Here is an 18,937-nt window from a genome sequence, read left to right as displayed (position 1 = left end):
CGGCTTATTTAACACGGTTCTGCGAACCCCTGAAAAGCGAAAAATGTCCATTTTTCCGAGTTGCACGCTCCGGATCGTTCAATCCTGACCCGAAACCGCCCGACGGCGGCCATGCGCGTGTCGCCCACGCCCGCGCGGGGGGTCATCCGTATGCCGATGAGGGGGGAAAGGCCCGCGTGGCAGTCCCTAGGGGAATCGAACCCCTCTTTTCAGGTTGAAAACCTGACGTCCTAACCGATAGACGAAGGGACCGCGGCGCGGGCGAAGCGGCGATATAGCCGGGGCGGCGCCGTTGGCCAATCCCCTATCTTTGTCTCCGCACCCCGGCGCAGCCGTCCCGGGGGCGCACGGGTCATGACCCGGACGGACGAATGCCGCAGGGCGCGATGCAGATCCGGATTTTCGGGGAAGAGCGCGACCTTCGGGCCGCCATGTCTTTGAAAAGACTGACCCCGCGTGGCAGTCCCTAGGGGAATCGAACCCCTCTTTTCAGGTTGAAAACCTGACGTCCTAACCGATAGACGAAGGGACCGCTGCGCGGGGAAGCGGCGATATAGCCAACGCCTCCGAAGGCTGCAACGCCTTTTTCGAGAAAAGTGAGATCGCCGTTACGGCGGCCGCGGGATCAGGCCATGCGCGGGTCGGCGACGTCCTCGATTTCGAACTGCACGCCCCGGCGGCCGTTCCAGTCGTCCGCCTTCAGACGGCCCGCCACGCTCAATCCGCCGCTGCCCGACAGCAGGGCCTGACCGGTCGGCAGGTCGGCGCAGCGCCAGGCGATGGCCTTGACCGAGGCGCCGTCCGGGCCGGTCAGGCGGCAGCGCACATGGCCGCCGTTCATGGCCACCGGCTCGCGCACCTGGACATGTTCCATGGCGAACAGGGGCTCGGGATTGGCCGGACCGAAGGGGGCCAGGGCCTCGAACTGTTCGAACAGGGGCCGGGTCGCCGCGCGGGGCTCGATCAGGGCGTCGATCTCGACCGCGTCCAGCGCCTCGGCCGCCGCCTGTTCGCCGGACAGCCGGTCGTTCAGGAAGGCGCGAAGTTCGCCGATGCGGTCGGCCTTCACCGTCAGGCCCGCGGCCATGGCGTGGCCGCCCCCGGCGATCAGCACGCCCTGCTCCCACGCCGCCTGCACCGCCTTGCCCAGGTTCATGCCGGGCTGGGAGCGGCCCGAGCCCTTGCCGATGCCGTTCACCGCATCGACGCCGATCACGATCACCGGCTTGCGCCAGCGCTCGCGCAGACGGCCGGCGACGATGCCGACCACGCCCGGGTGCCAGTCGTCGCCCTCGATCACCACCACCGCCGAGCCGTCCTCATGGGCGCCCGAGGCCTCGACGCGGCGGATGGCCTGGTCGGTGACCGCCTTCTCAACCTCGCGGCGGGCGATGTTCAGGGCGTCCAGCTCGCGGGCCAGCGCCGCCGCCTCGGCCGGATCGTCCGTGGACAGCAGGCGCGCACCCAGGTCGGACTTGCCGATGCGCCCGCCCGCATTGATGCGCGGCCCCAGGATGAAGCCCGCGTGATTGACCTTGGCCGGGCCTTCCTCGGCGCCCGCGGCGGCCAGCAGGGCCTTCAGCCCCGGATTGCTCCAGCCGGACATCACCCCCAGTCCCAGACTGGTCAGCGCCCGGTTGAAGCCGGTCAGGCCGGTCACGTCGCAGATCGCCCCCATGGCCGCCAGATCCAGCCACTGGCGAATGTCGGGCTGCGGCCGGTCCGCGAACAGCCCCCTGCCCCGCGCCTCGCGGTTCAGCGCCGCCAGCAGGACGAAAACCACGCCGGCGGCGGCCAGATTGCCCTGGCCGGAGTTGCAGCCCGGCCGGTTCGGATTGACGACCGCCAGACAGGTCGGCGGCTGCTCGCGCATCATGTGGTGATCGATCACCACGACCTTCAGTCCGATGGCCGCGGCGTGGGCCACCGCCTCATTGGCCGCCGCGCCGCAGTCCACGGTGACCACCAGATCGGCCCCCGAGGCCTTCAGGGTGTCGAAGGCCTTCGCGCTGGGGCCGTAGCCCTCGGTGATCCGGTCGGGGACATAGATGGGCAGCTCGGCGCCCATGGCGCGGAACCAGCGCACCAGCAGGGCCGCGCTCGAGGCGCCGTCCACGTCGTAGTCGGCGAAGACATGGATCGATGATCCGGCCTGCAGGGCGTCGAGGATGGCGGTCGCCGCCGCGTCCATGTCGGTGAAGCTGGACGGATCCGGGAACAGGGCCTTCAGCGTCGGGGTCAGGAAGTCCTGCCCCTGATCGGCGCGCACGCCCCGCGCCGCAAGCGCGCGGGCCAGCGGTTCGTCCAGCCCCAGCGCCTGGATATGGGCGCGGGTGACGCCCGGGTCCGCCGGCCTCTGCCGCCAGACCCGGCCGGACAGCGAGCGGGAGACGCCCAGAAAGGCGGTCTCCGGGCTCCCGCCGTCCGCCATCAGGCGACCGGGCGCGTCGTGCGGATGCGCTGCACGGTGCGGGTGGAGGAATCCATCACCAGCGTATGGGTGGTGACGAAGCCGTCGCGGAACTGGACGCCGTCCAGCATGGCGCCCTTGGTCACGCCGGTGGCGGCGAAGATGGCGTCCTTCGAGACCAGCTCGTGCAGGTCGTATTTGCGGTCGAAATCGGTCACGCCGGTGCGCCGGGCGCGCTCGCGCTCATCGTCGTTGCGGAACACCAGACGGCCCTGGAAGAAGCCGCCGACGCATTTCAGCGCCGAGGCCGCCAGCACGCCTTCCGGCGCGCCGCCCTGACCCAGATACAGGTCGATGCCGGTCTCCGGCTCGGCGGTGTGGATCACGCCCGCCACGTCGCCGTCGGTGATCAGCACCACCTTGGCGCCGACCTCGCGCAGCGCCGCGATCAGCTCGGCATGGCGCGGACGGTCCATGACGCAGACGGTGATCTCGCTCGCCGGGACGCCCTTGGCCTTCGCCAGGTTGCGGACGTTGTCCTGGGGGCTGAAGTCCAGATCGACGGTGCCGGCGGGATAGCCGGGGCCGACCGCGATCTTGTCCATATAGGTGTCGGGCGCGTGCAGCATGCCGCCGCCCGGCGACATCGACAGCACGCACAGGGCGTTGGCCATGGCCTTGGCCGTCAGGGTGGTGCCTTCCAGCGGATCCAGGGCGATGTCGATGGCCGGGCCCTTCCCGGTGCCGACCTTCTCGCCGATGTACAGCATCGGGGCCTCGTCGCGCTCGCCCTCGCCGATGACGATCTTGCCGTCGATATCCAGGGCGTTCAGCGCCGTGCGCATGGCGTCGACGGCCAGCTGGTCGGCCTTCTTCTCGTCGCCGCGGCCGATCTGGGCGTAGCTGGCGATGGCGGCCAGTTCGGTGACGCGCGCGGCGTCAGCAGCGAGGGTCGAGGCGTAGGGGGCCGTGTCGGCCATGGGCGGTCTCCGTGAGCGTGGTCCCCGGATTCTGTCGCCCGGGCGAGTCTGGATGGGTTAGCGGCGGTTGATCGGCGGCGGGGCCCGGCCCCGCTCACGCGCGGCCTGCATCCGGGCCTCGATCTCGGCCAGGGTTTCGGCGCTCTCCGGCGCCACCGGGGTGGCCGCCACACGCGCCTGCACGTCCGCGGCGAAGCTCGCCGGGTCGCCGGTCGTCTGCCAGTCGATTCGCGCGGCCTCGCCGGCCAGCGCCCCGCCGGAGACCCGAAGCGTATTCACCTGGACCGCGATCTGCACCGGCTCGGGGACGGGCTCCGCCTTGGGGAAGTCCTCCCAGCGGGGATAGACGCGGTTGGCGTCCACCAGGGCCTGCACCTGCGGCGCGAGCGGCGAACTCAGATCGCCCTTCGGCGAAAAGGCGGTCCCGCAGGCGGACAACAGGCCCGCGCCCGCCAGGACGACGCACAACGCAGCATTTTTCCGGAACAGCGCGTTCATTTCACCGGCGGTCATATGCCATGATCGTGACAGGCGGAAGGGCGGCGCGAGTCCTTCCGTCCAATAATGACGCGCAGCAGGACCCGCAGCATGGCCCGACGCCCCACCGTCCCGCCGACCGAGGCTCCCGTCCCGGAGCCGGCCCGCCCCCCGCGCCGTGCGGGTCGTCCCACCTCCGCCAAGCCCCCTCGGCCCCGCGCGGCGAAGACGAAAGCCGCCGCCCCCGCTCCGGACGCCGCGCCTGAGTCGGCCCCGCAACCGGAGAGCGCCCCCGAGACCGAAACCTCCGCTTTCGGCGCCGACCAGCGCGAGATGCTCGAGACCCTGTCCCTGAATCTGGCCAAGGCGGCCATGACCGCCCAGACGGCCATCGCCGAGGCCGCGCTCAGCCAGGCCGACCGTCCGGCCGCCCTGTCGCCCGATCCCTTCAACGTCGGCCCGGCCATGACCTCGGTCATGTCCAGCCTGGCCGCGCGCCCCGACCGCCTGTTCAGCGCCCAGGCCGATCTGTTCAATCGCTACATGGATCTGTGGGCGACCACGGCACGCCGCGCCGCCGGCGAGGACGTCCCGGCCGCCGCCGTGAAGGACAAGCGCTTCAAGGACCCCGCCTGGTCCGAGAACCCGATGTTCGACATCATGCGCCAGTCCTATCTGGTCACCGCCGACTGGATGAACGGGCTGGTCGCCTCGGCCGACGACGTCGATCCGCGCACCCGGCGCCGGGCGGAGTTCTTCACCAGGCTGCTGACCGACGCCTTCTCGCCGTCGAACTTCCTCGCCTCCAACCCGGTCGCCCTGAAGGCCCTGGCCGAGTCGAACGGCGAGTCGCTGGTGCGCGGCATGCAAAATTTCGCCGCCGACATGGAACGCGGCCACGGCAAGCTGAAGATCCGCCAGGCCGACGACGGCGGCTTCGAGGTCGGGGTGAACGTCGCCACCGCCCCGGGTCAGGTGGTCTGGCGCGACGAGCTGTTCGAGCTGCTCCAGTACGACCCGGCCACCCCGACGCAGCACGCGATCCCGCTGCTGATCTTCCCGCCCTGGATCAACAAATTCTACATCCTGGATCTGCAGCCGCAGAACTCGATGATCCGCTGGCTCTCGGCCCAGGGCTTCACCGTCTTCGTCTGCTCCTGGGTCAATCCGGATGTCGACAAGGCCGCCTGGGGCTTCGACGACTATCTGGAAAAGGGCGTCTATCGCGCCGTCGAAAAGGTGCTGGAGCAGACCGGCGCCGAACACGTCAACACGGTCGGCTACTGCATCGGCGGCACCCTGATGGGCGCGGCCCTGGCCCATATGGCCGAAAAGGGCGACGACCGCGTCTCGGCCAACACCTTCTTCGCCGCCCAGCATGACTTCGCCGAAGCCGGCGACCTGCTGCTGTTCACCGACGAGCACTGGCTGGCCGAGATCGAGCAGCAGATGGACGCCGCCGGGGGCGTCCTGCCCGGCGCCGCCATGGCCGAGACCTTCAATGCGCTCCGCGCCAACGACCTGATCTGGTCGTTCTTCGTGTCCAACTATCTGATGGGCAAGGCGCCGCCCGCCTTCGACCTGCTGTTCTGGAACGCCGACCAGACCCGCATGCCCAAGGCCCTGCACATGGACTATCTGCGCTCCATGTACGGCCGCAACGCCCTGACCGGCGGGGATTTCCGGATCGGCGGCCTGACCGTCGACCTGTCGAAGGTGACCATTCCCCTCTATTTCCAGGCCAGCCGCGAGGACCACATCGCGCCGATGAACTCGGTCTACCGCTCGGCCCGCGCCTTCTCCAACGCCGACGTGACCCTGACCCTCGCCGGTTCCGGCCACATCGCCGGGGTGGTCAATCCGCCCTCGGCGAACAAATACCAGCACTGGATCAACCCCGCCCTGCCCGCCACCCTCGCCGAATGGCAGGCGGGCGCCGAGGAGCACCCCGGCAGCTGGTGGAGCCACTGGGCGGCCTGGCTGCATGACAAATCGGGGCCGCAGGTCCCGGCCCGCGACCCCGCCGGCGGCAAACTCAAGCCGGTCGAACCGGCCCCCGGCAGCTATGTGAAAGTAAAGTCTTGAAGCGTTTCGAACCCAATCTGCTGCTGGCCGTCTCCACCGCCTGCGCCCTTGTGCTGGTCCTGCTGACGATCCACGTCTTCGGCGCGCCGGGACAGGACCTGCGCAACATCCTGCTGGTGGTGATCTGCACCGGCGGTTTCGTCCTGCTCAACCCGGTCCTGCTCAGGCTGATGAAGATCACGCCGCGCCCGCCGCTGATCCACGCGGACAGCCCGGCGACCCTGTTCTGGGCCGCCCTCTTCCCGGCCGCCATCATCCTGGCGGCGACGATCCCGCTGTTCTGGCCGGGTCAGGATTATGGATTGCTGGTGCTGGTCGCCGCCATCTGGTTCGGCGCGACCGTCGAATCCGCGCTCAAGGCCCGCGCCCGGCCGTGATCCAGCCCCAGGCGTCGGGGCTCAGCGCAGCCCCGCGCCCTCGTCCAGGCCGAGCATCAGGTTCAGGTTCTGCACCGCCGCGCCCGACGCCCCCTTGCCGAGGTTGTCCAGCAGGGCCACCAGACGCACCTGTTCCCCGCCCCGGTCCCCGAACACATGCAGGCGCAGCCGGTTGGTGCCGTTCAGGCCTTCCGGATCGATCCCGGTCATGGCTTCGGTCTCCTCCAGCGAGGCCACCTCGACGAACCGCTGGCCCGCATAGGCCTCGACCAGGGCCCCGTGCACCACCTCGACGGACGGCGAGCCCGGCAGCACCGAAAGGTGCAGCGGAACCTCCACCAGCATGCCCTGCCGGTACGACCCCACCGCCGGGGCGAACAGCACCTTGCGCTCCAGCCCGGTGTGCAGGGTCATTTCCGGCACATGTTTGTGCTTCAGCGTCAGGCCGTAGGCGCGATAGGCCTCGGCCTCGCCGCTTTCGAACTCGGCGATCATGGCCTTGCCGCCGCCGGAGTAGCCGCTGACCGCATTGACCGTCACCGGCAGGCCCGCCGGAATGATCCCGGCCGACACCAGCGGCCGCACCAGGCCGATGAAGCCGGTCGGATAGCAGCCGGGGTTCGACACCCGGGTGGCGTTCGCGATCTTCTCCCGCTGGTCCGGCGCCATCTCGGCGAAGCCGTAGGTCCAGTCCGGATCGACACGATAGGCGGTCGAGGCGTCGATCACCCGCACCTTCGGGTTCTCGATCAGGCTCACGGCTTCCCGGGCCGCGTCGTCCGGCAGGCACAGGATCACCGCATCGGCGCTGTTCAGCGCCTCGCGCCGCGCCTCGACATCGCGCCGGCGGGCGCCCAGAAGCAGCAGGTCCAGATCGGCGCGCGCCTCCAGACGCTCGCGGATCTCCAGCCCCGTGGTTCCGGCTTCGCCGTCGATGAAGATGGTGTGGGTCACGCTGACGCTCCGATCCGCCCCGGACACCCTTCATCGCGCCGGCGGGGTCCCGCACATAGGGCCGGTTTCCCGCGGACGCCAGTCTTTCCGCACCCCGCCCGTCAGGCGGCGAGGTCGGCCGCGTGCAGGGCCTCGGCCACCGCCCGGATCAGCGCCTCGGCGGCGACCGGCTTGGCCACCGCGCCGCAGAACCCCTGCGCGCGCAGGTCCGCCTCCAGCCCCTCCCCCGCATCGGCGGTATAGGCCAGGATCGGGGTGTCCCGGTTCGGGCCGTCGCCGCTCCGGATGGCCCGCAGCGCCTCCCGCCCGTCCTGCCCGGGCATCCGCATGTCCATCAGGATCACGTCATAGGCCGCGAGGCCGGCCTGCTCGACCGCGGCGAGACCGTCCACCGCCTCGTCGATCACCGCGCCCAGACCGCCCAGGAAGGCGCGCGCCAGCTCCCGGTTGGCCGGATGATCGTCCGCGACCAGAACCCGCACGCCGGTCAGGCCCGAGACCGCCATCGCCCCGGCCGCCCCGGCCTCCGTCGGCTGGGCCTCCGGCGCGGGAACCTCGAACCAGAAGACGCTGCCCCGCCCCTCGACGCTGTCCGCGCCGATGGCGCCGTCCATGGCCTCGGCGAGGCCCTTGCAGATCGCCAGCCCTAGGCCGGTGCCGCCGACTGCGCGGTTCTGGACGCCGTCCACCTGCGAGAACCGCCGGAACAGCCGCCCCAGCTTCTCCGCCGGAATCCCGGCCCCGGTGTCCCGGACTTCGACGCGCAGGCGACCGGTCTCCGGCGCCCACCCGACCGACAGCCGCACCTCGCCCCGGGCGGTGAACTTCACGGCGTTGCTCACCAGGTTGAGCATGATCTTCCGCAGCCGGTCCGGATCGGCGACGATCAGGGCCGGCAGGGTTTCCGCCATGTCCAGCGTCAGGGTCAGATCCCGCGCGCCGGCCTGGGGCGTGAACAGCTCCAGCGTCGCCGACGCCAGCGCCGCCATGTCCATGGGCTGCGGACGGATCGCCACCTGACCGGCTTCCAGCTTGGAGAAGTCGAGGATGTCGTTGACCGTGCACAGCAGGGCCCGCCCGGCGTTGTCGACGCGCCCGATATAGCCGCGCGCCGTCTCCGGCAGCGCCTGCTCCAGGGCCAGGCCGGTAAAGCCGATGATGCTGGTCAGGGGGGTGCGCAGTTCGTGGCTCATATTGGCCAGGAAGTCCGACTTCACCGCCGCCGCCGCCTCGGCCTCGGCCCGCGCGGTCTCCAGCTGGCTCTCCAGCGCCTTGCGACGCGTGATGTCGCGGATGACCACGACGGTCTCGACCGGCTGCCCCCGCTCGTCGCGCAGCAGCCGCATCCGGGTCTCGGCCCAGATCGCCCGGCCGTCGCGATGCAGCAGGCGATGCTCCAGCGTCGCCGCGTCGCGCCCCTGCCCCATCTCCGCGAAGATGTCCCTCAGGCGGCCCTGGTCGTCGGGATGGACGAAGGACCAGGCCCGCTGCCCCGACATCTCGACCGGCGTCCAGCCCAGCAGCCGCTCGACCGCCGGGGAAATATAGTTGGACGAGCCGTCCAGCTGGACGCGCGCGATGACGTCGGCGGCGTGGTCGGCCAGCAGCTTGTAACGCCCGCGGCTGCGCTCCAGCACCGCAAGGGCCTCGCGTTGCTCGGTCACGTCCTGGAACACCCCGAACAGGGCGATGGACTCGCCGTCCGCCGTCCGCTCCGCGGCCCCCTTCGACACGACCCGGCGCCGGACCCCGTCCGCGCGATCAATGTTGAGTTCGAAGGAGAAGGGCCCCTCGCCGTCCATCGTGCGCGCCAGATGCGCCGACAGCGCCTCCCGATCCGCCTCGGTGTAGAAGGCCACCGCACTCTCGAAGTCGGGGCTGAAGGTGTCGCGCGTCACCCCGTGAATGGCGTAGACCTCGTCCGACCACACGACCTTCTGATCGCGCATGTCCGCCCGCCAGTGGCCGACGCCCGACAGGCTTTCGACCATGGCCAGCATGTACTCGTTCTCGCGCTGCAGACGTTCGGCCCGGGTCCGTTCGAGATCGGCCACCACCAGTCGGGCCAGATCGCGCAACCGGTCCAGCTGCGCCGCATCCGGCGCCGGGCGGGCCTTGGTGTCGATCACGCACAGCGTGCCCAGACCGGCCCCGTCCGAGGCGGTCAGCAAAGCGCCCGCGTAGAAGCGGACCTTCATCCCCCCGGTCACTTCCGGATTGTCCACGAAGCGGGGATCGCGGGTCGCATCCTCGACCACCATCACGGCGTCGGCCGGCAGGTCCAGGGCGTGGGCGCAGAACGAGGCCTCGCGGGCGTTCGAACACCCCTCGACGCCGACGCTCGCCTTGAACCACTGGATGTCGTCCTCGATCAGGGTGACCAGGGCGACCGGACAGTCGAACAGATGGGCCGCGAGCCGCACCGCGCCGTCGATCGCCGCTCCAGGCGGCGCCCCGATCGCCCGCAGGGAGCGCACGGTGGCGAGACGTTGGGCTTCGTCCATGAGAACTCTCCGGCTACTGCCGAAAAGTCCTATGGGATCAAGGCTTACGTTTGGTTAGCGACACAGCCGCATCTCAATTCCCGTCAGGGGTTTGCGGCCCCTCCAGCGCCACGACCGGAGGCTGCGCCGCCAGCTCGGCGTCCGGGGTCACCCATGCCTCCTGCGCCAGCGCGCGGGTCCGGCCCATCTCGAACACCCGCACCATCGAGTCGTGCTCGAAATTCAGCGCCGAGGCGTCCGCGTCCGCCGGAATGGAGGCCACATGGAGGGACGCGCCGTTGCGGGCCGCGAAGGCGGCGTTGGCGGCCAGATGGGTCCGGGTCGAGGCCTTGCTCATGCTCTCGTAGGTCCGGGTCAGGATGGCCGGCAGGCTGCCGCGCACCACGCCCGGCGTGCGGCCCGTCTGGCCGTTGATCAGAACGTAGAGCGAGGCGCGATCCGCGCCCGGCACGCGCTCCCCGGCGGCGAGGATGTCTTCCGGAACGCCGAGGAAGGGCATGTTCACGCCGCCGTCGACATGCATCTCCTCGACGATCTGGTCACCCTGCAGGCCCGAGATCATTACCGGCGGAAAGACGCCGGGAATGCTGGCCGAGGCCACCAGCACCTCGCGGAACAGCAGCAGCGCCTGCTCATCGCCTTGGCTGGCCAGTTGCCCCATGTCCCAGACGACCGATTCCTGGGTGTCGAGATTGGTGGTCACCACCAGCAGCCGCCGTCCCTTCGCGTGTTCGGCGGCGATGGCGCGCAGCAACTCCGGCGTGACGTTCTGGTCGACCAGACGGCGAAGCGGCCCGGCGCTGTACAGGCTCGGATGCACCAGTCCGGCGAGCGCCCGCGGGCTCAGGATGCTGGAGGCCTCGCCGCCGGTGTAGGCGGCGCGCAGGGCGTCGTCCCATTCCGGGCCCAGGAAGGCGAACGGCGCGGTCAGGGCGCCGGTGCTGATGCCGGTGACGATGTCGAACGACGGCCGGTCGCCGGCCTCGCTCCAGCCGACCAGGACGCCGGCGCCGAAGGCCCCGTTGGCCCCGCCGCCCGACAGGGCCAGGACCGCGCCCGTCCCCTCGTGACGCGCCAGCCTGCGGGTGAACAGGGCGATGACCTCGTGCGAACGGACCTGGTCGCCGGGACGGATGCGCGGATCCCGCGTCGGCGAGACCGAGGCGTCCAGCTCCCGCACCGGCAGCGGATCGATCCGCGAAAGGGTGCCGCAGGCCGACAGGCCCGACGCCAGCATCAGCACCGCGCCGAGACGCCGCCACCCCTGAAGTCCCGACCGTCGCGCCATGGTCCTCTCCAGCCGCATCCGGCCGATCTGACCGGGTTCGCGGACCAGAACCCCTAACAGCGCAGGTTGTTTCCCGCCACCGCGCCGAAGCGACAAAGGCGTGTCGGGATCAGCGCTTCCCGGGCAGGTTGCTCCAGACGGAGACGCCGCCGACGACGATCATGAAGAGAGAGAACAGGCCGACGATGGCGGCGATGACGGGGATGGCGGATTCGGGCATGACGGGCTCCTCTGTGGCCCGTCCTGTGCGCCACCCGCGCCGGCTCCGCCTTGATCAGGATCAAACCGCGCGGCTCAACCGATCCAGCTCAACCAGCCGATGATCAGCGGCACCGACAGGATTGTCGAGACCAGGACCACCCGCGAGGTCAGCGCCGCCTCCCGGCCGTACCGCTGGGCCAGCATGAAAGCCCCGGTGCCGGTGGGCAGCAGGGCCAGCAGCACCGCCCCGTGCGTCTCGGCCGGGGCCAGCCGGAAGACGAACACCGCCAGCCCCCAGGTCAGCAGCGGCTGGGCCAGCAGCTTCAGCCCGGTCAGCAGGGCGATGTCTCCAACGGCCGGCTTCGGCCCGTCCGTCCTCTCCGCCAGGAACAGTCCAAGGGTCACCAGGGCGCACGGCGCCGCGGCGCCGCCCAGCAGCTGGAGAAAGGCATGCAGGGGCGTCGGCTCCGCCCATCCGGCCGCGAGGAAGACCGCCCCGAGGGCCGGGGCGACGACCAGCGGATTGCGGGCCAGCGACAGCGCGACCTTGCGCGCCGCCGCCGCGGGACTCCGCTCGGCCTGCAGGCTGATCTCGATCAGCACGATGGCCACGGCGAACAGGACGCAGACGGTGATCAGGGTGGCGATCAGGGTCGGCGCCAGCATGCCCGATCCCAGCGCCGCCAGCGCCAACGGAAAGCCCAGGAAGCCGGTGTTGGCGTAGGCCGCGTTCAGGCCGTCCACCGAGGCGTCGGCCATGCCCCTCCGTCCGGCCATCCGCACCATCACCGTCGCCGCGAAAACCGCCGCCGCGCCCAGGCCGAACGCGCCGATGAAGCCGGGCCGCCAGATATCGCTCCACTGCGCCCCCGCGACGATGTCGAACAGCAGGGCCGGCAGGGCCAGATTGACCACGAACCGGTTCAGCTCGCCCGTCGCGGCGGGTCCCAGCGCGCCGCACCGACGGGCGATGAAGCCCGCCAGGATCAGGGCGAACACCGGCAGAACGATCAGGGCGACGGACACGGTGAAGACTACGGGACAGGGCGTTCGGGGAGAGCCCCTCTTAAACGCCCCGGCGCCGCCCGTCAGCCGTCCCGGTCGGGATTACTCCCACTCGATTGCTCTAAGCTGGACAAAATTATGAATTAGTTGGTTTTTTCGCGGCTCGTCTACTTTAACACCGGCTCGCCGCCCGACTGTTCGGTTTGGTTTTGAAAACATTGGATAAATAGACCGATGTAAAAACCGCGTGATCGCGCAATCTTTCGAGACGTATTGACAATCTCAAATTCGAATTAACGATCGATTCTTGCGCATTCACTTGCCGCCGCTAGACTAGCATGAGCAGAACCTACATCGCCATCGCTGACGCCGGCAGAGCGTAGTCCATAACCAGCATCCAGATCGCCATGGCGATCATCATCAGGTTCTCGGTCAGGGATAGGAAGCCAAGCGGCACATTGCTGTCTCCACCGACGCAGGCGCATTTCAGTTCGCGCTTGTCGATGTAGACGGCCTTGAAGACCGAGGCCGCGCCAATGCCGCCGATGAACAGGGCCACCGGGACCGATAACCAGGTCAGGACGCCCGCGACCATCAACGCGCCTGCCCCGAACTCGGCGAACGGATAGACCTTGCCGTACGGCACCCACCGCTTGGCCAGCAGGTCGTAGTTCAGGAACATGGATGAGAAGCTCTCGATGTTCTGGAGCTTCAGCATGGCCAGGGCCATCATCGAGAGGGCGATAAACCACTCCCCTGCCCGCACGGTGAACGGCGTGCCAAAAATCGTCAGGCTGAGCATCGTCGCCATCACGGCCGTGGTCAGGAAGACGACGAGGACCGGCGTGTAGGTGGTCGCCTTGGGATCGCGGACCTTGAGACCGAGATAGCGGCGCAGGTCGTCGTGGCCGCCGACACGCTGGCCGTCGATGAAGACCTGAGGCGTGGTCTTGACGCCGTGCTCGGCCTTGAAGGCGTCGGTCTGCTCGCGAGTGGTGAGCCAGTGGTCCTCGACCTTGTAGCCCCGGCTCTTGAGCAGATGCCGGGCCTTGAGCCCCCACGGACAGGTGTGGTCAGGCATCACCATCCGATAGATGACAGCGGTCTTGGTCATTGCAGGCTCCTTGATCTTCAAATCCGAGCTGCAGCTCTTAAGTTCCGTACCTAGATACGGAGTCAAGCATGAACGTTCGGACGATCGCAGGGTTGGCGCGAGACGGCGGCGTCGGGGTGGAGACTGTCCGCTTTTATCAGCGTCGCGGATTGCTTTCGACGCCCGACAAATGGTCGCGTGATGGCGCCGGCGCGGGCGTTCGACGCTATGGCGAGGAGGACGTGCGCCAGCTGAGGTTCATTCGCTCCGCACAGACGGCGGGCTTCACCCTCGAGCAGATCAAAGAGTTGTTATCGCTCGACGCTGGCGAAGATCGCACGCGCGCCCGTGCGTTGGCCGCGGAGAGGCTGGAGGCGCTGGATCGAACCATCTCCGATCTTGAGGGGGCGAGAGCGGCGTTGCGCCGACTGGCGAGCGCTTGCGCGGCGAACGACAGCGGACCGTGTCCGATCATTTCGGCCTTTCAGGGTGAAGAGGTTTGAAATCCTGCCCTGTCTTGGCGAACGGGGTGAGAGGGTTGGCAGCCGTCCCGCCTGGGAAAAACAACCCGACTGCGTAGCCGCGAAGCGGGAGGACCGGAACGTCCCGTTTCCAGAACTGTTCGTTGATCATCACTTCCGGAGAACGAAGATGTCGATCAAGCTGAACGCCGGTCTGGCCACCGCCGCCCTGTCAGTGCTCCTGACCGCGTGCAATCCTGCGGGACAGGCCGATAAAACCGCGACGGCCGACTCGGGGTCGGCGGCCGAACACAGCGCTCCGGCGGTCCAGCCGATGGCGGGGCCCGAGACGCCCTATTCCGCCTCCGAACAGCAGATGCATCAGGCCATGATGCAGGCGCACGGCGCGGACCCGCAGGAGACCTATGCCCTGAAGATGATCGAGCACCACCGGGGCGCCATCGCCATGTCGGAGGTCCTGATGCGCGAAAACCCGGACGCTGCGCTCCGCGAGATGGCCGAAAAGACGATTACGATGCAGCGCCAGGAGATTACGGCACTGGAGCAGTGGGTCGCGCAACATCGGTCCGCCGCAGCAACCCCCGCTTCGGGTTCGGTCCAGCCCGGAGCCTGATGCGGCACGATTGCGCGCGGGGACTGGTCCGCCCGCGCGTATCTGCTTTTGAACGGCGTCGATCGTCGGCGTCTGTCCGCCGGCGGGAGTCCCTCATGCACGACAAGAGCTATCGCAACCTCGCGATTGAACTCATCGTCCACTTCATCATCATGTATTTGGTGATGTTCACGATGATCGCGACGCTTGATCACTTCAACTTCAATCTGAACAATCTCTACATGACGCTGATGATGGTCGCGCCGATGGCTGTCCTCATGCTGGTTCTGATGCGCGAGATGTACCCGAACAATCGGCTCAACCTCGCCATTGGGCTGGCCTCGGTGGTCATCTTCGCGGGCAGCTTCTACGCCATGCGCACCCAGGCGGCGATCGGCGACAAGGAACTCATTCGAGGAATGATCCCCCACCACTCCGGCGCGATCCTGATGTGCGGCAAGGCCAAGCTGAGCGACCCGGAACTGGTCGCGCTGTGCGCAGAGATCGTCGAGGCCCAGAAGCGCGAGATCCGACAGATGCAGGCCATTCAGGATCGGCTTTGACGGCCTTTCCGGCGGGACGCGTCCGCTGGCCCCGCCAACTCGCCATTCCCGTTCGACGAGGCTTCCCACGCCGCCCCAGTGTTGTCGTCGGTTTCAAGGCGTGAGGTCGGCCAGCGTCGGCCGCCGTTGACGAGGGGAAAGTCGACGCGCCGCGTAGACTAGTCGAAAGCCGGACCGGCCAATCGCCAGGAGACCCAGTATGCGTGCGTTTAACCCCGTTCCCTATGTCGCCCTGGCGGCCGCGGTCGTCCTCGCCGCAGGACCTGCAGCAGCTCACGCTCGTCTTGTCAGCGCCACGCCCGCGCCGAACGCCACAGTCGGTGCGACCCGCACGCTGACCTTGACCTTCAGCGAGCGCTCTGTGCCTGCGTTCTCCGGTTTCGACGTGGTCAACTCGGCCGGCGAGAAGCTCGCGATCCGCACTTCGGTCGCTGAAGACGGCAAGACCCTGACCGGGACTCTGACGCGACCGCTGACTGCCGGCGCCTATCGCATCGACTGGCGCATCGCCTCGAGCGACGGTCACCGCATGACCGGCTCGTACACCTTCACGGTGCGCTGACGCCGTGCTCGAGATCGCGGTCGTCGCGCTCCGGTGGCTCCAGTACGCCGGGGCCGTCGTCCTTCTCGGGACGCCGTTGTTCCTGCTCTACACCTTCAGGCCCGCCGACGGCGTTGATCTCACTTGGTCGCGAGGGCTCCTGATAGGGTCAGGTTTGGTGGTCGTCGCGAGCGCGCTCCTGGCGCTACTTGCACAGACAGCGGTCATGGCGGGCTCGCTGGCGGAAGCCACCAAGCCTGCGTCGCTGTCTTTCATGGTCACCGGCACGGCCTTGGGGAAGGCCATGGTCGCCCGAGCCGCCCTCGCCCTCGCGGCCGTCGTCGCGGTCCTGGCCTTGAGACCGGGCAAGACGGCCTGGAGCCTCTCGCTAGGCCTCGGGCTCATCGTGGTCGCGAGCTTCGCTTGGACAGGCCACGGCGCGGCGACAGAAGGCTCCGAGGGCCTGGTCCACCTCGCCTCTGACATCGTCCATTCCGTCGGTGCTGCCCTTTGGCTTGGCGCTCTGGTGGCGCTGACGATCCTGTTGCGGCGCCGCCCGGGGGTCGACGACGAAATCCTCCACCGCGCCCTGTATGGGTTCTCGGGCCTCGGCACGCTCGCCGTAGCCCTGCTCGTGGCCACCGGTCTCGCGAACAGCTGGTTCCTCATCGGTCCGGAGCGTATCTGGAACCTTGGCGAAAGCCTTTACGGACAGCTTCTGATCGCCAAGCTGGCGCTCTTCATGCTGATGCTGGGCCTGGCGGCGGACAACCGTTTCCGCCTGACACCCTCCCTGCGTCTGGAGCTGGAGCACACGGGACAATCGATCTCGGCGGTTCGACGGCTGCGGCGCAGTATCGTCACGGAGACGGCTCTCGGGCTCGTCGTCCTCGCCGTCGTCGCGCTTATGGGCACCCTCCCTCCGCCGGTCGCGACGTGATCTGACGATCAAGGGACCCGCGGAGCGGAGCGCCGCTGCGGTCGCGGCGCCCTTCTCCGAGAGAGCTTGTCACGTCCGACCCTCGGGCGTCCCGGATCCCGGCTTAAGCGAACATATACGGTCTGAACGCCACGCGCTTTCGCACTGAGGCGTTCAGACCGGAGAGGCCGACTACCGCGGAGCGCGCGACGACCAGTGAATGTGATGGATGCGCCAGCCATCGGCGTGGCGCTTGAGCACCATGGTTTCCGTTGTCAGACGGTCCACGGCTCGTCCGTTGAACTGACCGGTGGTGCGGCCTTCGCTGGTGATCCACGCCACATCGCCGTCTGCCCAGCCCGATCTGCGGCTTACGGTAGCCTCCGACGCGGCCGCGAAGGCGGCGTCCGACGCAAGATGGTGGGAGGCGTATTCCTCGCGCGAGCGCTCCGCTCCGCCCTCTTCAAAGATCATGACGTCGGGGGCCAGAAGCGACAGGGCGGCGGAGGTGTCGCCGGCCTTGAGCGCGGCATGGAAGGCATCGACGGTCGTGGCCGCGTCCGTCGCTTCCGCGCTGATCGACCCCGCGGTCTGGGCATGGCCGTGGGAATGGTCCTGCGCGACGGCGGGCGTCACCGACAGGACGGCGAGAGAGAGGGCGAGAACGAGAGGTTTGGGGGACATGATGGGCTCCGGCTTATGAATCAGGTGAGACAGGGTCAGGTCAGGTCGGCGGGTTGTGACGAGCGAACACCCGGGTCTCGCCGGAGCGAAGCACCAGCAGCGTGTCGTATGGATCCTTGTCTCCCTGCGGTGTCTCCATGCCGGGCGAACCGAGAGGCATGGCCGGCACCGCGAGGCCGAGCGCCGTCGGCCGCTCGGCAAGCAGCCTTATCACGTCCCCCGCCGGGACATGGCCCTCTACGACATAGCCATCGATCAATCCGGTGTGGCAGGAGGCCAGGTTGTCCGGAAGTCCCCGACTGCTGCGGACGGACTGCAGGCTCGGCAGAACGGTGATGCTGGTGGTGAAGCCGGCCTGCCGCATGTGCGTGATCCAGGCGTCGCAGCACGCACAGGTCGGCGTCTTGAAGACCGTGAGGTTTCTCGTCGACCGGCTCTGGGCGCAGGCGGTTCCGGTCAGGGCGACGCTGACGGCGGCGCCCAGAAAAAGCCTTCGGTGGAGGCGGGCGGTGGTCAAAAGGGCTCTCCTTGATCGCTGTGAACGGTGCGTCTGGCTTCGGCATCCGGCGTCTGACCGAAGGTCCGCCGTCTCAGCCACTGGCGGCTCGGTCGCTCGACCAAGGCATAGATGGCGGCCGCCGCGGCGAGGGTGACCGCCAGCATGGCCGCCAGTTCCGGAAGCCCCATCCGATAGTCGCCCGGCCAGCCCCCGAGAGTCTGGACGGTATTGCGCCAGACCATCAGGATCGGAATATGCACGAGGTAGAGGGCGAACGAGGCCTCACCGGCGAAGATTGTGATCGGGTGCGACAGGAAGGTCCTGACACCCGCCTTGGCGAGCAGCGCCAAGGCGAGAACAAAGGGTCCCGCCGCGGCGACGATAAGGCGATCGTCGGCCCCGACCTGCATGGCGAGCAAGAGCACCACGGTGGCTGCGACGGCGCCCGCGATCGCGGTCCGCGGGGACGGCGCCCAGCGCGCTCCGAGATAGTAGAGGCCAATCCCGAGCAGGAACTCCGGAATGATGCGCAAGACGCCCATATTGTCCTCCGCCCGGGGCAGAACCGAGCCGAACAACTGCCGGTAGATCGCATCCAGCAAGATGAACAGGCCTGTCGCCGCCGCCACGAGCATCCATGGCCTGTGTCGAAATCGCAGGGCGACCGCAGCGTAGGCCGGAAAGGCGAGATAGACGAACCATTCGGCCGACAGCGACCAGGCGGGACCGTTCCATAGGACCATCCCGTCTCGCGGGAACCAGGCCTGAACCAAAAAGAGAGTGGCCAGAAAATCCGCAGGATTGAACCGCCCGGGCTCCAGGCCGATGCCCAACACCGGCGCGGCGAGCACGAGCAACAGCATCGCCAACAGGATGAACAGGTGCGCCGGGTAGATGCGCGCGAACCGCGCTGCGAGGAACCGCCTGAAGTTCACCGGCTGATCACCCTGCAGGTAGACATGGGTGAGGATGAACCCCGACAGGATGAAGAAGATATCGACCCCGAGACGGGCCCGATTCAACAGTCCGGCTGCGCCTTCCGGCAGCGTCCATTGCAACTGATAGTGAAACAGGACCACGCCGAGCGCGAGGAAGAACCTCACCCCCGTCAGCGGATCGAGCCGATCCGGAAACGGACCCGCGGCCGGATCTGTCCTTTCGCTCACAGCGCCTCCCCGACACGAGCGGGTCCTCCCGGACGTTCTCTGGTATCTACGCGGCGGACCTCTCGTCCCCTCGCAAGGGGCCGGACGATTTGGCGCGTATGGCAAAGGGGGCGTGAC

18 protein-coding genes and 2 tRNA genes are annotated in these 18,937 nt (G+C 68.4%); 7 read left to right on the top strand and 13 right to left on the bottom strand.

Annotation, left to right across the window (positions count from 1 at the left end; translation table 11 throughout):
- Positions 1-177: 177 nt before the first annotated feature.
- The 5 genes from ACLQ7T_RS00520 to ACLQ7T_RS00500 all read right to left on the bottom strand — a co-directional run bounded on the left by ACLQ7T_RS00520 (position 178) and on the right by ACLQ7T_RS00500 (position 3,903).
- Positions 178-252: transfer RNA gene (locus ACLQ7T_RS00520), tRNA-Glu, on the bottom strand.
- Between the two features lie 205 nt (positions 253-457).
- A tRNA-Glu gene (locus ACLQ7T_RS00515) sits at positions 458-532 on the bottom strand.
- Between the two features lie 93 nt (positions 533-625).
- Positions 626-2,431, bottom strand: a complete 1,806-nt coding sequence (gene recJ, locus ACLQ7T_RS00510; protein ID WP_420477632.1) for a single-stranded-DNA-specific exonuclease RecJ — start codon at positions 2,429-2,431, stop codon at positions 626-628.
- Positions 2,431-3,390 (bottom strand): class II fructose-bisphosphatase, encoded by a 960-nt coding sequence (glpX, locus tag ACLQ7T_RS00505; RefSeq protein WP_420477631.1) that lies wholly within the window; start codon positions 3,388-3,390, stop codon positions 2,431-2,433. Before glpX ends, recJ begins: the two co-directional genes overlap by 1 nt.
- A 57-nt stretch (positions 3,391-3,447) precedes the next feature.
- Positions 3,448-3,903, bottom strand: a complete 456-nt coding sequence (locus tag ACLQ7T_RS00500; RefSeq protein WP_420477630.1) for a hypothetical protein — start codon at positions 3,901-3,903, stop codon at positions 3,448-3,450.
- A 75-nt stretch (positions 3,904-3,978) separates the two neighbouring features.
- On the opposite strand from ACLQ7T_RS00500, the gene phaC reads away from it, so the two are divergent.
- Both phaC and ACLQ7T_RS00490 read left to right on the top strand, forming a co-directional pair.
- A complete protein-coding gene (phaC, locus tag ACLQ7T_RS00495) occupies positions 3,979-5,952 on the top strand; it encodes a class I poly(R)-hydroxyalkanoic acid synthase (RefSeq protein WP_420477629.1) in 1,974 nt (657 codons plus the stop codon).
- Positions 5,949-6,329, top strand: coding sequence for a hypothetical protein (locus ACLQ7T_RS00490; RefSeq protein WP_420477628.1), 381 nt, complete (start codon positions 5,949-5,951; stop codon positions 6,327-6,329). The genes phaC and ACLQ7T_RS00490 overlap by 4 nt, the downstream gene beginning before the upstream one ends.
- 21 nt (positions 6,330-6,350) lie before the next feature.
- Here ACLQ7T_RS00490 and argC read toward each other — a convergent pair whose 3' ends face one another.
- The 5 genes from argC to ACLQ7T_RS00465 form a co-directional block, all read right to left on the bottom strand.
- Positions 6,351-7,283, bottom strand: a complete 933-nt coding sequence (gene argC / locus ACLQ7T_RS00485; protein ID WP_420477627.1) for an N-acetyl-gamma-glutamyl-phosphate reductase — start codon at positions 7,281-7,283, stop codon at positions 6,351-6,353.
- 101 nt (positions 7,284-7,384) lie between these two features.
- The gene (locus tag ACLQ7T_RS00480; RefSeq protein WP_420477626.1) at positions 7,385-9,787 is read right to left on the bottom strand and encodes an ATP-binding protein; all 2,403 of its coding nucleotides are present in this window, start codon (positions 9,785-9,787) and stop codon (positions 7,385-7,387) included.
- A 73-nt stretch (positions 9,788-9,860) separates the two neighbouring features.
- On the bottom strand, positions 9,861-11,075 hold the full coding sequence (locus ACLQ7T_RS00475; RefSeq protein ID WP_420477625.1) for a patatin-like phospholipase family protein: 1,215 nt from the start codon (positions 11,073-11,075) through the stop codon (positions 9,861-9,863).
- 294 nt (positions 11,076-11,369) lie between these two features.
- The gene (locus ACLQ7T_RS00470; RefSeq protein ID WP_420477624.1) at positions 11,370-12,302 is read right to left on the bottom strand and encodes an AEC family transporter; all 933 of its coding nucleotides are present in this window, start codon (positions 12,300-12,302) and stop codon (positions 11,370-11,372) included.
- 328 nt (positions 12,303-12,630) lie between these two features.
- Complete coding sequence (locus tag ACLQ7T_RS00465; protein WP_137721943.1) at positions 12,631-13,395, bottom strand: glutaredoxin family protein; 765 nt, start codon at positions 13,393-13,395, stop codon at positions 12,631-12,633.
- A gap of 68 nt (positions 13,396-13,463) precedes the next feature.
- Here ACLQ7T_RS00465 and ACLQ7T_RS00460 point away from each other — a divergent pair, with 68 nt between their 5' ends.
- From ACLQ7T_RS00460 to copD, 5 genes are all read left to right on the top strand, one after another.
- Positions 13,464-13,877, top strand: coding sequence for a MerR family transcriptional regulator (locus ACLQ7T_RS00460; RefSeq protein WP_420477623.1), 414 nt, complete (start codon positions 13,464-13,466; stop codon positions 13,875-13,877).
- Positions 13,878-14,025: 148 nt separating this feature from the next.
- Complete coding sequence (locus ACLQ7T_RS00455; protein WP_137721945.1) at positions 14,026-14,469, top strand: DUF305 domain-containing protein; 444 nt, start codon at positions 14,026-14,028, stop codon at positions 14,467-14,469.
- Positions 14,470-14,564: 95 nt separating this feature from the next.
- On the top strand, positions 14,565-15,011 hold the full coding sequence (locus ACLQ7T_RS00450; RefSeq protein WP_137721946.1) for a DUF305 domain-containing protein: 447 nt from the start codon (positions 14,565-14,567) through the stop codon (positions 15,009-15,011).
- 199 nt (positions 15,012-15,210) lie between these two features.
- A complete protein-coding gene (copC, locus tag ACLQ7T_RS00445) occupies positions 15,211-15,573 on the top strand; it encodes a copper homeostasis periplasmic binding protein CopC (protein ID WP_137721947.1) in 363 nt (120 codons plus the stop codon).
- A gap of 4 nt (positions 15,574-15,577) precedes the next feature.
- Complete coding sequence (copD, locus tag ACLQ7T_RS00440; protein WP_420477622.1) at positions 15,578-16,492, top strand: copper homeostasis membrane protein CopD; 915 nt, start codon at positions 15,578-15,580, stop codon at positions 16,490-16,492.
- Between the two features lie 171 nt (positions 16,493-16,663).
- On the opposite strand, the gene ACLQ7T_RS00435 is transcribed toward copD, so the two are convergent.
- From ACLQ7T_RS00435 to ACLQ7T_RS00425, 3 genes are read right to left on the bottom strand one after another with little or no spacing between them, the layout of a single operon-like run.
- Positions 16,664-17,155, bottom strand: a complete 492-nt coding sequence (locus ACLQ7T_RS00435; protein ID WP_420477621.1) for a YybH family protein — start codon at positions 17,153-17,155, stop codon at positions 16,664-16,666.
- Between the two features lie 40 nt (positions 17,156-17,195).
- Positions 17,196-17,672, bottom strand: a complete 477-nt coding sequence (locus ACLQ7T_RS00430) for a DUF411 domain-containing protein (protein ID WP_420477620.1) — start codon at positions 17,670-17,672, stop codon at positions 17,196-17,198.
- Positions 17,669-18,820, bottom strand: a complete 1,152-nt coding sequence (locus ACLQ7T_RS00425; RefSeq protein WP_420477619.1) for an acyltransferase family protein — start codon at positions 18,818-18,820, stop codon at positions 17,669-17,671. The genes ACLQ7T_RS00430 and ACLQ7T_RS00425 overlap by 4 nt, the downstream gene beginning before the upstream one ends.
- Positions 18,821-18,937 lie beyond the last annotated feature (117 nt).

Source organism: Brevundimonas sediminis (genome assembly GCF_048799765.1).
GTDB lineage: Bacteria > Pseudomonadota > Alphaproteobacteria > Caulobacterales > Caulobacteraceae > Brevundimonas.
Note: the sequence above shows the minus strand (reverse complement) of the source record. Positions and strands in the feature narration are given on the sequence as shown.

Coding starts and splice junctions, on each gene's coding strand:
- recJ (WP_420477632.1), bottom strand. CDS start 2,431: ATGGCGGACGGCGGGAGCCCGGAGACCGCCTTTCTGGGCGTCTCCCGC.
- glpX (WP_420477631.1), bottom strand. CDS start 3,390: ATGGCCGACACGGCCCCCTACGCCTCGACCCTCGCTGCTGACGCCGCG.
- ACLQ7T_RS00500 (WP_420477630.1), bottom strand. CDS start 3,903: ATGACCGCCGGTGAAATGAACGCGCTGTTCCGGAAAAATGCTGCGTTG.
- phaC (WP_420477629.1), top strand. CDS start 3,979: ATGGCCCGACGCCCCACCGTCCCGCCGACCGAGGCTCCCGTCCCGGAG.
- ACLQ7T_RS00480 (WP_420477626.1), bottom strand. CDS start 9,787: ATGGACGAAGCCCAACGTCTCGCCACCGTGCGCTCCCTGCGGGCGATC.
- ACLQ7T_RS00475 (WP_420477625.1), bottom strand. CDS start 11,075: ATGGCGCGACGGTCGGGACTTCAGGGGTGGCGGCGTCTCGGCGCGGTG.
- ACLQ7T_RS00465 (WP_137721943.1), bottom strand. CDS start 13,395: ATGACCAAGACCGCTGTCATCTATCGGATGGTGATGCCTGACCACACC.
- ACLQ7T_RS00460 (WP_420477623.1), top strand. CDS start 13,464: ATGAACGTTCGGACGATCGCAGGGTTGGCGCGAGACGGCGGCGTCGGG.
- ACLQ7T_RS00455 (WP_137721945.1), top strand. CDS start 14,026: ATGTCGATCAAGCTGAACGCCGGTCTGGCCACCGCCGCCCTGTCAGTG.
- ACLQ7T_RS00450 (WP_137721946.1), top strand. CDS start 14,565: ATGCACGACAAGAGCTATCGCAACCTCGCGATTGAACTCATCGTCCAC.
- copC (WP_137721947.1), top strand. CDS start 15,211: ATGCGTGCGTTTAACCCCGTTCCCTATGTCGCCCTGGCGGCCGCGGTC.
- ACLQ7T_RS00435 (WP_420477621.1), bottom strand. CDS start 17,155: ATGTCCCCCAAACCTCTCGTTCTCGCCCTCTCTCTCGCCGTCCTGTCG.